This is a genomic window from Massilia sp. Masssp93 (genome assembly GCF_059491295.1).
In genome coordinates this window covers 2,392,506-2,405,186 of sequence record NZ_CP168502.1, presented here as the reverse complement: position 1 = coordinate 2,405,186, position 12,681 = coordinate 2,392,506, and the positions used below count along the sequence as shown (strand labels likewise).

At 69.8% G+C, this 12,681-nt stretch carries 10 protein-coding genes; 5 read left to right on the top strand and 5 right to left on the bottom strand.

The features are described from left to right. The 3 genes from ACEN9Q_RS09985 to ACEN9Q_RS09975 all read right to left on the bottom strand — a co-directional run bounded on the left by ACEN9Q_RS09985 (nucleotide 1) and on the right by ACEN9Q_RS09975 (nucleotide 5,964). Nucleotides 1-2,154, bottom strand: coding sequence for a histidine kinase dimerization/phosphoacceptor domain -containing protein (locus ACEN9Q_RS09985; RefSeq protein WP_495628273.1), 2,154 nt, complete (start codon nucleotides 2,152-2,154; stop codon nucleotides 1-3). Between the two features lie 125 nt (nucleotides 2,155-2,279). Beyond that, a complete protein-coding gene (locus ACEN9Q_RS09980) occupies nucleotides 2,280-2,882 on the bottom strand; it encodes an NF038129 family PEP-CTERM protein (RefSeq protein ID WP_495628272.1) in 603 nt (200 codons plus the stop codon). 10 nt (nucleotides 2,883-2,892) lie between these two features. Beyond that, nucleotides 2,893-5,964 carry an alginate lyase family protein gene (locus ACEN9Q_RS09975; protein WP_495628271.1) on the bottom strand — a complete coding sequence of 1,024 codons (3,072 nt, stop codon included), beginning with the start codon at nucleotides 5,962-5,964 and terminating at the stop codon, nucleotides 2,893-2,895. 387 nt (nucleotides 5,965-6,351) lie between these two features. Here ACEN9Q_RS09975 and ACEN9Q_RS09970 point away from each other — a divergent pair, with 387 nt between their 5' ends. The 5 genes from ACEN9Q_RS09970 (at nucleotide 6,352) to ACEN9Q_RS09950 (ending at nucleotide 11,131) form a co-directional block, all read left to right on the top strand. Beyond that, nucleotides 6,352-6,951: a hypothetical protein gene (locus ACEN9Q_RS09970; RefSeq protein WP_495628270.1), complete on the top strand. Its 600-nt coding sequence runs from the start codon at nucleotides 6,352-6,354 to the stop codon at nucleotides 6,949-6,951. Nucleotides 6,952-7,111: 160 nt separating this feature from the next. Beyond that, nucleotides 7,112-8,251 (top strand): glycosyltransferase family 32 protein, encoded by a 1,140-nt coding sequence (locus ACEN9Q_RS09965; RefSeq protein WP_495628269.1) that lies wholly within the window; start codon nucleotides 7,112-7,114, stop codon nucleotides 8,249-8,251. Further along, nucleotides 8,248-9,444 (top strand): glycosyltransferase family protein, encoded by a 1,197-nt coding sequence (locus tag ACEN9Q_RS09960; RefSeq protein WP_495628268.1) that lies wholly within the window; start codon nucleotides 8,248-8,250, stop codon nucleotides 9,442-9,444. The genes ACEN9Q_RS09965 and ACEN9Q_RS09960 overlap by 4 nt, the downstream gene beginning before the upstream one ends. A gap of 5 nt (nucleotides 9,445-9,449) precedes the next feature. Further along, nucleotides 9,450-10,277, top strand: coding sequence for a glycosyltransferase (locus ACEN9Q_RS09955; protein WP_495628267.1), 828 nt, complete (start codon nucleotides 9,450-9,452; stop codon nucleotides 10,275-10,277). Continuing rightward, complete coding sequence (locus ACEN9Q_RS09950) at nucleotides 10,274-11,131, top strand: glycosyltransferase family 2 protein (protein ID WP_495628266.1); 858 nt, start codon at nucleotides 10,274-10,276, stop codon at nucleotides 11,129-11,131. Before ACEN9Q_RS09955 ends, ACEN9Q_RS09950 begins: the two co-directional genes overlap by 4 nt. On the opposite strand, the gene ACEN9Q_RS09945 is transcribed toward ACEN9Q_RS09950, so the two are convergent. Together ACEN9Q_RS09945 and ACEN9Q_RS09940 are read right to left on the bottom strand one after the other, a co-directional pair. Further along, entirely contained in the window at nucleotides 11,128-11,904 is a 777-nt protein-coding gene (locus tag ACEN9Q_RS09945) for a hypothetical protein (RefSeq protein WP_495628265.1), read from the bottom strand. The two genes, ACEN9Q_RS09950 and ACEN9Q_RS09945, sit on opposite strands and share 4 nt — an antisense overlap. Continuing rightward, on the bottom strand, nucleotides 11,901-12,677 hold the full coding sequence (locus ACEN9Q_RS09940; RefSeq protein ID WP_495628264.1) for a hypothetical protein: 777 nt from the start codon (nucleotides 12,675-12,677) through the stop codon (nucleotides 11,901-11,903). The genes ACEN9Q_RS09945 and ACEN9Q_RS09940 overlap by 4 nt, the downstream gene beginning before the upstream one ends. Nucleotides 12,678-12,681 lie beyond the last annotated feature (4 nt).

The following is a 12,681-nucleotide window of genomic DNA, read 5'->3' as shown; positions in this document are numbered from 1 at the left end:
TCATTCCCGTGCCGGTCCAGGCGCCGCACCCGCTGCGGCCACGCGGAATTCCAGCGTCGCCACCGCGCCGTCGTGGTTGTCGAGCGTGAACCGGGCGCGCAACTGGTCGGTCAAGGCCGAAACAAGTTTTAGACCGAGGGATCGTTGCGAAGTTCGGTCCATGCCTGGCGGCAGGCCCACGCCGTCATCGCTGATGGTCAGCCGCACGCCGTCGTCCCCCAGGCGTTCCAGGCGCACGAGGACACGGCCGCGGCGGTCGCCGGGAAAGCCGTGCTTGAAGCTGTTCGTGACGAGCTCGTTGAGCAGCAGGCCCAGCGGCACGGCCACGTCCAGCCCGACCTCCAGCGGCGCCGCCTCGACGTCGACGGCGATGCCGCGCTGGTGGGCGGACGCGGCGCCGGCCACCTGTTCGCACAGCTCGGTCACGTAACCGTCCAGCCGGATCGACGACAGCGTGCCGGACTGGTACAGCCGTTCATGCACGAGCGCCATCGCGCGCACGCGGCTGGCCGCGTCGAGCAAGGCCTGGCGCGCCTGCTCCTCGGTCACGGCACGCACCTGCAGGTTGAACAGGCTGATGATCAGCTGCAGGTTGTTCTTCACGCGGTGGTACAGCTCCTTCAGCAGCGTATTCTTGTCCTCGAGCGCGCGGCGCAGCGCTTCTTCCTGCGCCCAGCTCTCCGTCATGTCGCGCACGGTGAGGATCACGAGCGCGCGCTCGCGCAGCGGGCTGGCCATCGCATCGGCCGGGAACGCACTGCCGTCGCGCCTGCGGCCGTGCAGCTGCATGGTCCCGTCGAGGCTGCGCTGCAGCGACGCCGCGCGCACGCGCTCGCACACCGATCCGGCCGCGGGACCGCTCTCGGTGAGCAAGGCGTCGACCGCCACGCCGACGAGCGCGCCCTGGGCATAGGCGAACAGCTGCTCCGCCTGGCCGTTGGCGCGCGTGACCCGGCAATCCGCGTCGAGCAGGAGCACACCGTCCGGGGTCTCCTCGAAGATCCCGCGCAGGAACGCTTCGCTGCGTTCGATCGCGCGGTTGGCTTCGCGCAGGCTGCGCTCGGCGCGCTCGGCGTCGTCGCGCTGCGCCGTCCGTTCGCGCAGCAGCGCCGCGGCCTGCTCCAGGGCCTGGCCGACTTCGCGCGCCTCGCGCAGCGGCGACACCGGCGCCACCACCGTCTCGCCGTAGCCGAGGGCGATGGCCGCGTCGGCGAGCGCGCGGACCGAGCGCTCGATGCGCGCACCCACGATCCCCACGAGCCCGAGCCCCAGCGCGAACAGGGCCAGGGCGCCGAGCGTGATCGACACCAGCGAATTCCACAGGATCTCGTTCAGGTCGCTGCGCCGCAGCGCGATCGCCACCGCCCAGTTCGAAAGGGCCGAGCGGCTGAATACCGTCACGTGGCCCGGCCCGTCCGCGCCGCCGTCGTCGACGATGCCTTCCGGCGCGTGCGCGAGGGCGGCCGCGAGCGCGGCTTGCGCGTGGTCGCCGACGTCGCCCGGGGAGCCCCGGTTGCTCCAGATGATGCGGCCGACGCTGTCGTAGATCGTCGCGGTCGCGTGGGCCGGGATCTGCTGGCGCGCGAGGATTTCGCCGAGGCGCTCGCCGAAATACTGCATCGACAGCACGTAGCGCACGCGTCCCCGGCGGCGGACGGGGACGTCGACGCTCGTCAGCTGGCGCCGCACGGTCGGCCCCACGTACAGGTCGGACACGGCGGGCCTGCCGCTGTCGATGACCCGCCGCAGCTCGACGGGATTGCCGTGCATGGGCAGTGCCGCGCCGAACGGCATGTGCGTGTTCACGACCTGGCGCAGGTTATCGTCCAGCAGCAGCAGGACATTCCCCGGCCGCGAATGCAGCACGTCGGTGGCCTGGCCGTAGAACGCGCGCAGGTCGGGGCGGTCGAGATTGGGCGACGTGGCCAACGCCTTCATCGCGGCCTGGGCGCTGGCCAGTTCGCGGTCGATGGCCTGCATCAGCGCGCGCGCCACGTCGAGGTAGGCGCGCTCGATGCCGGCACGCTCGCGCTGGTAGGCGTGCACGGACAGCGTCACAACGGCCAGCGCGGCCGGCACGATGAACGCCGCCAGCAGCAGCGCCAGCCATTGCCGGATGGTGAGCGCACGCCGCAACACGTCGCGCAGGCGCATGGTGGTTGCCTCCGGGCGGCCGCCGGCGGGAGGCCTGCGCGCCGTCACCGACAATGTACGGCGGCGCGCCGCCTCGTGGCAACCTCAGGCCCGGCACATGGACCGGGCCCGGGTTCCGGCGCCGCTCAGCCCGCGCGCCGGCGCCGCGCCGCGACCAGGGCGCAGCCGGACAGCGCCACCAGCAGCAGCGTGGACGGCTCCGGCACCGCGCGCACGGTGCTGAACGCATTGTCCGGCGCGATGGTCAGGCGCGCATCGGCCGGCGCCTCCGGATGCAGGTCGATGCTGCCCAGGTTGCCGTCGACGCCGAGGTAGTGCGTATCGTCGAACAGCGACCAGCTGAACGTGCTGCCGTCGCTGCCGGCGCCGGTCGCGAAGCTGACGTCGAAGCCGAAATGCCCGCCCAGCTGGATCGCCTGGAACCAGTCGCCGCCCCCGGCATCGCTCGTGAACGTCAGCACACCCGCCGGATCGGCCGCAACGGACCCCGTCGCCACGGGGATGCCGAGCAATGCGCCCGCCAGGTTGCCGACGGTCGCACTGGCCGGCGTGGCGCCGCCGACGCTGAGGAAGTCGATCCCGAGGTAGGCCGTGCCGGTGCCCAGCGCGGACGTGTCGATGTCGACGTGATGGAACGGCGCCGACGGCACGGCCAGCGCGGCACCGGCGCACAGGCACAGGCAAGTGGCGGCCAGCAGGCGTGCCGCATGGTGTTTCAGGGTCTGCATCAGGAGTCTCCTAGTATTTGACGTTGATGAGTTGCGGCGTGTACGCGATCACGGCCTTCGCGGGATTCGAGAACGTGGTCGTCAGGGTCGCAGTCTGGCCCGGCGCCAGTTCGGCCTGGCCCAGCGTGACGTAGGGCACGCCATCCTTCACGCCCGTCGCGTTGTCGAGCGTGACGCCGCCGGTCAGGCCGGACAGCCGGAACTGCAGCGGGCCCCCGAGCGCGGCGCCGCTCGTGTTCGTGATGGCCACCGTGCCCGTGTACTTGAGCGTGAAGCGGTTCATGGCGAGGCCCGAGCGCGCGATCCGCACGCTGCCCGTCACGTCCACGGGCGCCTGCAGGTCGTAGCGCGTGCCGTAGAAGCGCAACTCGCCGTACGACGAAATGCCCGGATACGCCGGATCGGTGGGCGGCCCCGGATGGTCGACCCGCACCATGAAGTAGCGGTAGCGCTGGTTCTCCAGGCCGGGCAGCACGGGGATGACTTCCATCTCGAAGTTATGGCCGCTGGTGTCGGTCGTCTCGCGGCTCGTGAGCAGCGTCCAGTTCACGTTGTCGTTCGACCCGTACACGTTGGCTCCCTGCGAGCGGTTGGCGAACATGTAGCGCGCCTGGATGCCGAAGCCGCCGACGGACACCCGGTAGTTTTCCCCGAAATCCATGTAGATCGGGGCGCGCAGGTCGCCGGAATAACTGTTGTAGTTGCCGTCGACGAGCAAGGCCGGGCGATCCGCGCCGAAGCCGATGGTCGTCACCATGTTCCGGCTCCAGTCCAGGCTTCCGTCGGAGGCCACGCGCGGATTGACCAGCTCCAGCTTGCGCACGGCGGCCTGCACCGATTTCAGCAGCCCGGCGAAATCGGCGTCGGACACGGTCGCCATCGACGCCTGCAGCGGCGCCAGCTCGGCCTTGAACGTGGCCAGCGACGGCGTCGTATAGGCGGCCGACGGATCGTAGCCGTCGAGCGCGGCCTGGAATGCCGACGCGCGGTCCGGCTGCACGTTCAGGCGTGCCGTCATCGAACTGACGGCCACGCCGTCCGTGGCGGCGACGACGACGTCGTGCACCCCGACCTGGTCCGGTCCCGGCGTCCAGTCGAACACACCGCTGGACGTATTCACCAGCGCGTCGGCCGGCACCTTGACGGCCTCGTACGTCACGCTGTCGGCCGTGTTCGCGTCCGTCGCGGTGTAGGCCGCGTGGTAAGGGATGCCCTGCACGACGATTTCCGTCACCGGGAACGCGGGCATGGCGAAGCGCGGCGGCGTGAGCTGGGCCGGTGCGGCCATGTTCACGTAGTCGACGTCCACCGTCGCGCCCTCGGGGCCGGAAAACGTGAAGTACATGATGTTGTCGCCGAGCCAGCGGTTGCCGATGGCGGCCGCCGACGTGTCGGGCACGATGTAGCGCCACTGGCCGTGCGTGTCCGGCACGGTCATCTGCGACCACGGGCTGGCGTCGCGCGCGGCGCCGGCGGACAGCGTCACCGGCGCGCTCGTACGCACCATGATGCCGACCGGCGCGTACTTCGAGCGGTCCGCGTACTGCACGTCGTGGAACACGATCGTCGCGCCGGCCGGCGTGACGGCGCCGTGGCCGAACGTGCGCTCGCCCTCCGTCTGCATGGTCCAGTCGCCGTCGAGGAAGATCGATTTGCGCTCCGTTTCCAGGATGCCCGCGGTGCTCGGCGGCAGGGGCACGCCGGTCAACGCCTGCGGCAGGGTCAGGATGGCGGTCGGGCCCATGTCCTTGTTGTTGGGCGTCGCCGGCCCCCACGGGATGGCGGGACCGTTGGCGTGGCGCGCCGCCGTGGCGAGGTAAGGCGCTTCCGCGTCGACGTCGACCCCCTCGACGTATTTGTAAGTGTTGTAGATCTCGGCGATCGCGTCCACCTCGTACAGGCGGCCGCGGTACGCCGTCGAGATGCCGGACGTGCCGCCCGTCGTGTCGGCCCACGGCGTGTCGTAGCCGAGCATGTACTCGGCATACGAGTTCGCGCCCCGCAGCAGGCGGTCGTCGCCGAAGCGGTAGACGCTCACCGCGTCGCCGCTGCCGGACGGTTTGCCCGTGAACGGATCGACCTTCGTGCCCTGCGCCGTGACGAGGCGCAGCAGGCCGCCGAGGATGTCGACGTTGTCGCCGGCGTGCGCGCCGTCGCGCGACATTTCCTCGACTTCGTAGAAGGTCTTGCCGGTCTTGTTGAGCGGATCGTCGGCGTCGATCCGGGCGATCGCCGACATGATCGCGCCGTTGATGTCCTGGCGCGTCGACGTCGCGTTCACCGTCAGCCACTCGACGCTTTCGTCGTAGCGGGCGCGGTTGTCCGTGAAGATCGCGCCGGCGATCCGGCCCACGAGCGAATACTGCTGCTGGTTGCGGAACCGTTCGTTACTGGAGAAGAAGGTACGCTCCATCGGATCGACCAGGTTGTCCTTGAGCTTCTGCGTGTCGGTGTCCGTCCACGCGAGCGGATAATCGGTGTAGGTCGGATCGGCCGGCGTGTAGCGCATGATCTCGGCGGCCATCAGCATGCGCGACAGCGGCACGCCGTTGTGGATGTGCGCATCCGGGAAATAGGCGTAGCCGTTCGGATTCATGTTGCTCCACGTGCGCAGGATGCGCATCGCGTTGCGGCGGTACTCGTTGCGGCCCGTGACGTAGTACAGGAGCGCCTGCGTCAGCGCGCCCTGCGAATCGTTGATCATGCGCGTCTGCGCCGTCGACCCGTTGTAGTTGGGGGTGTTCGGCGTGTCGATCTTCGTGGCGTCGCGGTTCGTGGGCTGCAGGTTGATGTTCGCGTAGTTGCAGCACACGGTGGCCAGGATGTTGTAGTACGTCTTGTACGGCTCGACGTCGGCACGGATCTGCTGGCGCACATACTCCAGCTGCTCGGGCGTGAAGCCCAGGTCCGGATGCCGGAAGCCGGCGCTGCTGACCACCGGCTGCGCCATCGGCGTGGCCACGAACGGCACGGCGTACGCGCCGCCCGGCAGCGCCCCCGCCCCCGCCAATGCCAGCGCCACGATGTTTGCTCCCGCGTTGCTGCGCAACGCCCTCCACCTCGGATGCGAATGGTTATACATGATTGTCCTTATTTGTTTGCTAACCAGATCGTTGTCATGCCATCGGCGACACGCCTCCTCCGCCTGTTGTGTTATCGATAGCGGGCGGATCGTATCACGAAGACAATAAAAATGGCGCGGATTTGTTATCGTTACCTCGCGTTGGCGAATGCGGCAGTCCGGACCGGGCGGCGACGCCCGAATCCACGGGCGTGGAAGCACGAGCGGGCCCTGAAAACACCGTCCGGACGGGTGCCCTTGCGCGCGAGCCATGCCCGAAATGGCATAGATACGACGAAAAAATTCATACCGGGCGCGGTGCGTACGGCCCGCCGCGAATCCGCGGTTGCCGCAACAGCAACAAGCCACGTACACTGGGCAACCACGCATGTCGATCGGAGCCCTGCCATGAAGCGACTCGTCGTTGCCGTCGTGCTGTCTGCCTCGCTGGCGGTCGTCCAGGCGAATGCGGCCGGACCGGACGTTCCGGCCGCCAGCCCGTCCGCGGTGCCGCGCGACGGCCAACACGATTTCGATTGGGAAATCGGTAGCTGGGATACGCACCTGAAACGCCTGCGTGAGCCGCTCAGCGGCAAGACCGACTGGGTCGAGTACACGGGCACGTCGGTCGTGAAACCGGTCATGGGCGCGCGTGCCAACCTCGTCGAGCTCGATGTGCGCGGCGGTGCCGGCCGCATCGCGGGCGTGTCGCTGCGCCTGTACCAGCCGGCGAGTGGCCAGTGGACCCTGCATTTCGCGAACCTGGCCAATGGCTTGATGACCGACCCGATGCACGGCGCCTTCAAGGACGGCCAGGGCAGCTTCTACGGCCGGGACACGTTGAACGGGCGCGCGGTCCTGGTCCGGTTCCTGATCGTGCCGATCGACGCCGCCAGGTGGCGCTTCGAGCAAGCTTATTCCGCCGATGGCGGTCAGCGCTGGGAAACGAACTGGATCGCCGTCGATACCCGCCGCAAGGATGGACCCGCCAAGGCGGACCGGCGATGAGCGGCGCCTGACGACGCCAGGCGCCGCGTGAAATCGTGCACCGCGGCCATGGCCCGGGACGCCGCGAGGAAGGTCTCGTTACCGTTGCTCTCCCCGCGGCACGCTTTGGCGATCGGCGACGGGCGCATGGAATCGCCGGGTCCGGTACCATGTACGGACCATGAATGCCTTCAGTATCCTCATCAACGACCAGGCAGCCGCCGGCACCTCCGCCTTGCCGCCGGCGATCGCGCGGAATATCGCGTCTTTCAAGGCCCATCACCCGGACGCCACGCATCGCCTGTTCGACCAGCGCGGCATTCGCGCATTTCTTCGCGAAAATACGGAGCCCGATGTCGTGTGGGCCTACGAGCAACTGCTGCCCTATGCCTATCGCGCGGATCTGGCGCGCCTGTGCCTGCTGCATGAATTCGGCGGCGTGTATGCCGATTTGTCGGTGTTCTTTCACGCGGGCTGGCCCGTTCATCCCGGCAAGATTGCGGTGTTTCGCGACCGCGCCACGGTCGCGCCCTGGATCGTCAGCAATACCATCATCAGCACCCCGGCCCGCTTTCCCGCGCTCGAGGCCGCGATCCGCATGATCGTCGCGCATTGCCGCACGCGCTACCGCGGCGCGTCCCCGCTGTGCCCGACCGGGCCTGTCCTGTTCGGCAAGGCCCTCGCCCTGCATTGCGAACCGGACCAGATTCACCTGGGCGAGGTCGCCAACGTGTCCGGCCGGAATACGGCCGAGGCCCTGGTCTTCGTCGACGCCACCGATGGCCGCCTGGTGGCCTATCGTACCAAGAGCATGGCCGGGTTGCGCGAACTCGGCCTGCAGGACGGCGTCAACAACTACAACGAGTTCTACCATGCGGGGTTGAGCTATGCCGGCGACTTTCCGGTCACGCTCGGCGCCGACGCCCTGCAGCGGCACGGGCGCAGCGTCTGCGGCCTCGAACGCGGCGAGCTGGTCTACCGCGGCGACGCGACCGCCGGCGCCGCGCAGGAAGTGGCCTTGTGCCTGATGCCCTTTCCCTTCGCCGCGGGGGCCTACCGCGTGCTGCTCGACCTGGCGCAGGCCTCGCCGGGCGCTGTCCTGACCCTGTTCGCGGCCGCCAACGGCACTGGCCAGGTGATGGCGCGCACGGTCCTCCGGCAGGACGGCGCCGGGCCGGCCGCGTTGGCGCTGACGCTCGACATGCCGGGCACCCGCAACGACGTCATCGTCGGTATACTCGCGGAGGGCGAGGCGCGGCCGTTGCAATTGCGTATCCGCGGCCTGCGGATCGAACGCCTGCCGGACGACACACCATCATGATCAAGTACATTTCATACGGCGACACCACCGGCTACGGCCTGTCCGGCCTGTCGTACCTGCGCGGGCTCCTCAACCTCGGCCTGGAGGTATATTGGCAGCCGGTGTTCTGGGGCGCGCATGGCCTGCAATTCTGGCGCCCGGACATGGCGCCGCAGCTGCTCGAATCCGTGCGCGCCAGCGCGGGCGATCCGGCGCTGCGCGACCTGCCGGCCATCCTCGCGCTCACCGCCGCGCCCAGGGATTACCGCATCGTCGTATCGCACATGATCCCCGACTACCTGCCCAGCTGCATCGAAGAAGGCAAGGTCAACGTGGCCTACTGCGCCTGGGAGTCGGACAAGATTCCGGCGCACTGGCCGGCGATCCTGAACCGCTTCGATGCGGTGATGGTGCCGTCGCGCTTCAATGCCGACGTGTTCCGCGCCGGCGGCGTCTCGGCGCCGGTGCACGTGGTGCCGCACATCCGGCGCCATGCGCACGACGAGGTCGCGCCCGACCAGCGCGACGCCCTGCGGCGCCAGCTCGGCATCGGCCCGGACCACTTCGTGTTCTACACCATCGGCGCGTGGATGCTGCGCAAGGACTTGCCGCGCCTGGTCGAAGCCTTCCTCGCCGAGTTCGGCGCCGCCGAACCGGTCGCGCTGTGCGTCAAGACCTCGGCCAAGCCGGTCCACGCCCCGCTGCCCAATGAACAGGGCAAGACCTCGCTGCAGCTGGTGCAGGAGACCACGCGCGCGTTCGCCGCGCGCGCGGGGCGCACCCATCTGCCCACGGTCGCCGTGCTGGCCGGCGACGGCGTCAGCGGCGCCTGGATCGACTGCCTGCACCAGATCGGCGACACGTATGTCTCGCTGGCGCGCGCCGAAGGCTGGGGCATGGGCGCGTTCGAGGCCGCCGCCCTGGGCCGCCCGGTGTTGATGACCGGCTGGAGCGGCCACCTGGATTTCCTCGGCAGCGACCATCCCGGCCTGATCGACTACAGGCTCGAACCGATCGACTGGCCCGGCACCACCTATGGCCGCGACCACCAGTGGGCGGTCGCCGACGTCGCCGACGCACGCCGCAGGATGCGCGCCCGCTTCGAACAGCGCAGCCGCCCGGACGCGCACGCGCGGCGCCTCAGCGAGACGATCGCCAACCGCTACGCCGAAGGCGTTGTCATGCGCCAGTTCCGGCGCATCATCGGAGCATGAGCAGCATGGTTCCCCGCATCTTCCACTTCGTGTTCGGCCTCAAGGAACAGACCGAGCCCTTCCACCTGGCGCACTACCTGTGCCTGGAATCGTGCCGCCAGGTCAACCGCCCCGACGCGATTTTCTTCCACTACGCGAACGAGCCCCACGGCCCGCTGTGGGAGCGCATCAAGCCGCACCTGACGCTGCGCGAGGTGGCGCGCGAGCCCCTGCCCCAGGCGGCCTACCAGGGCTCCGGAGAGGGCCGACTGATCGCCGCCGCCGGCTGGAGCTACGCGCACGAGGCCGACTTCATCCGGCTCAAGGTGCTGCTCGAGCACGGCGGCGTGTATGCCGACATCGACACGCTGTTCGTGGCGCCGCTGCCGGACCACCTGTACGACTACGGCTGCGTGCTGGGCGACGAAGGCGCGCTGGCGGACGCGCGCGGCGTGCTGCGCCCGTCGCTGTGCAATGCCCTGATCGCCGCCGCGCCCGGCGCGCTGTTCGTCACGCGCTGGCTCGAGCAATCCTACGCCGCCTTCGACGGCAAGTGGACCAGCCATTCCTGCGAACTGGCCACGCGCTTGTGGGAACGGCACCCCGAACTGGTGCACGTGGCGCCGCGCCACTACTTCTACCGCCACCCGTGGACCGTGGCCGGGATCCAGTCGCTGTTCGAGCGGCACGACCCGGACCTGCGCGACGTCTTCAGCCTGCACCTGTGGAGTCACCTGTGGTGGGATGCCGGGCGCACCGACTTCACGACCTTCCACGCCGGCCTGCTGACCGAAGACTACGTGCGCGCCGGCGCCAGCACCTATGCCGCGCTGGCGCGGCCCTACCTGCCATGAGCACGTCCACCGCGGCGGCGACGCTGGCCGACTTCCTGCCGCGGCCCGGCCGCGGCCTCGGTTTCAAGCTCGGCCAGGACGGCGCCCTGGTCCAGCAAGGCACGCTGGACCTGCTGGCCTGGCCGGGGCGCCGGCCGCTGGTGTCCTGCCTGATGGTCACGCGCGGCCGCCTGTTCCCGGCGCGCTTCGCGGTCGACTGCTTCCTGCGCCAGAGCTGGGCCGAGCGCGAGCTGGTGCTGGTGTGCGACGCGCCCGCCACCGAGGTCGAGGCATATTGCCAGGCGCTGGGCGACACCCGCATCCGCATCGTGTACCCGGAAACGGCCGCGGACGCGGCCAGCCTCGGCGCGCTGCGCAACCTGTCGCTGCGGGCGGCGCGCGGCGACTGGATCTGCCAGTGGGACGACGACGACCTCTACCATCCGCAGCGCATCGAGGTCGGCATGCTGCTCCTGCAGTCGATGCAGGCCGACACCCTGTTCCTGAGCCGCTGGATGCTGTGGGCGCCGGCCGCGCGCCGCATCGGCGTGTCGGGCGCACGCGAATGGGAAGGATCGATGCTGGCCCGGGCCGCCGGGGTGCCGGCCTATCCGGCGCTGGCGCGCGGCGAGGACACCGCCGTGATGCATGCGATGGTGGCGCGCGGCCGGGTCGTGCTGCTCGATGCGCCCTGGCTCTACACGTATGTGCAGACCGGCGCCAACACCTGGACCTCGCAACATTTCGAGGCGATCTGGCAGGCCGCCAGCCTGGTCGAGACACCCGGGCGCTACGACCAGGCGCTGGCCGCCCTGGGCGCCAGCGGGCCGCATGCGGATTATGCGCGCGCCGCGCTGGCCCAGGCGGCCGCCTAGCGGCTCGATTCGATCTTGGCCGCGCCGGCGTAGTCGACGCCCTGGCTGCGCATGAACTCGACGCGGCGCGCATGCAGCGCGTCGTTGGGGTCGAGCGCGCAGCAGACGGTGGCGACGCCGGTGCAGCCGTGCGGCTCGTGGCGCAGCTGCTCGAACACCAGGCGGTCCTCGCCGTCGCCGGTGGGAAAGGCGGCGCACGACCACAGGTGGACCAGGTGCAGCAGTCGCAGCTTGTCGATCGCCAGGCCGCTCGGCCGCACGAAGCCGCCGAAGCGCTCGGCATAGATGCCCCGGCCGACGCCGACGCTCTCGAGCCCGTCCACGCACAGTTCCTGGCCGGTGTTGCCGTCGGCGTAGATCGAGTACGAGAACGCCCACGCCTTCCCTTCGATGGCGTGCAGGATGGCCGCGCAGTGGTCTTCCTTCAGCCAGTCGTCATCGTCGAGGTAGACCACCACGCGGCTGTCGGCCAGCAGGGTCAGGGCCGAACGCAGCGCGCCGCCGTAGAACGAGGCATGCGGTCCGCCGTGGCGACGCGAGGTCGAATAGCCGGGATTGATCAGGGTGAGCGTGACGTGCGCCGGGCATTCGGGCAGCAGCGCCGCCAGCAGGGCCTGCAGGCGGCCGTGCGGATCGCCGTCGACGCCGAGCAGGACCTGGATGCGGACGCCGGCGGCCACGCGCTGGCGGAACACCGAGCGCAGCGCGCGCGCCAGCGACAGCCGGCAGGTGGTCAGCAGCACGACCGCGAGCGCGTGGCGGGTATCGTTCATGACGGCCGCAGCGCGAACGGATAGCCGGCCCGGGCCGGGACGCCGGGCCATCCGCGGCCGGCCGCGATGGCATCGGCGATGCGCCGGCGCACCGCTTCGACGCCGGCCGCGCCGGGACGATGGTGGGTGGCGTCGCGCTGCGGTGCGTGGGTCGAATGCAGCGCGACATCGTTGAAGAACAGCGGCACGGTCGCGGTATAGCAAATGCTGCGCCGGTACAGCAGGTGGTCGGCGACCAGCTTGCCGTGCGCGTGCACCCCGCCCAGCTCCAGGTGCTCGCCGTCCGGACAGTAGCGCGCCAGCAGCCGCTCCATCGCCGCGCGCCGGATCAGGTAGGCGCCGGCCGAATAGAAGCTCGGCTCCCATTCATGCCACAGGATGCCGTGCGCAAGGTAGAGCTCGCCCAGCGCCAGCACCACCGGCGCATGGCTCACGTGCAGCTGCAGGATTTCCCAGTCGGGCGGCGCGGACGCCATCAGGGCCCGGGCATCGTACACATGATGCGAGCGCACGTCGTCTTCCATCACGACCACCGCCGCGCCGCCGCCGGCGTGCGCGGCGCCGATGGCGCGCAGGTGCGAGACGACGATCGCCAGTTCGGGCAGCGAGTTGGCCAGGGGCTTGCGCAGATTCACCTGCGGCAGGTTGTCGGGCGTGGCCGCCTCCACGCGCGCATGCGCGACGCCCGCGCGCGCGAACGCCGCTTCGGCCAGGCGGCGCCGTTCGACGTCGGCCTGGCGGTTGATCCAGTAATGCGGTAATCCTTCGAGCATGGCT

Excerpts from the sequence above, each read along its gene's own strand:
- ACEN9Q_RS09985 (WP_495628273.1), bottom strand. The coding sequence starts at position 2,154 with ATGCGCCTGCGCGACGTGTTGCGGCGTGCGCTCACCATCCGGCAATGG.
- ACEN9Q_RS09955 (WP_495628267.1), top strand. The coding sequence starts at position 9,450 with ATGGTTCCCCGCATCTTCCACTTCGTGTTCGGCCTCAAGGAACAGACC.
- ACEN9Q_RS09950 (WP_495628266.1), top strand. The coding sequence starts at position 10,274 with ATGAGCACGTCCACCGCGGCGGCGACGCTGGCCGACTTCCTGCCGCGG.
- ACEN9Q_RS09975 (WP_495628271.1), bottom strand. The coding sequence starts at position 5,964 with ATGTATAACCATTCGCATCCGAGGTGGAGGGCGTTGCGCAGCAACGCG.
- ACEN9Q_RS09980 (WP_495628272.1), bottom strand. The coding sequence starts at position 2,882 with ATGCAGACCCTGAAACACCATGCGGCACGCCTGCTGGCCGCCACTTGC.
- ACEN9Q_RS09945 (WP_495628265.1), bottom strand. The coding sequence starts at position 11,904 with ATGAACGATACCCGCCACGCGCTCGCGGTCGTGCTGCTGACCACCTGC.
- ACEN9Q_RS09960 (WP_495628268.1), top strand. The coding sequence starts at position 8,248 with ATGATCAAGTACATTTCATACGGCGACACCACCGGCTACGGCCTGTCC.
- ACEN9Q_RS09970 (WP_495628270.1), top strand. The coding sequence starts at position 6,352 with ATGAAGCGACTCGTCGTTGCCGTCGTGCTGTCTGCCTCGCTGGCGGTC.
- ACEN9Q_RS09965 (WP_495628269.1), top strand. The coding sequence starts at position 7,112 with ATGAATGCCTTCAGTATCCTCATCAACGACCAGGCAGCCGCCGGCACC.
- ACEN9Q_RS09940 (WP_495628264.1), bottom strand. The coding sequence starts at position 12,677 with ATGCTCGAAGGATTACCGCATTACTGGATCAACCGCCAGGCCGACGTC.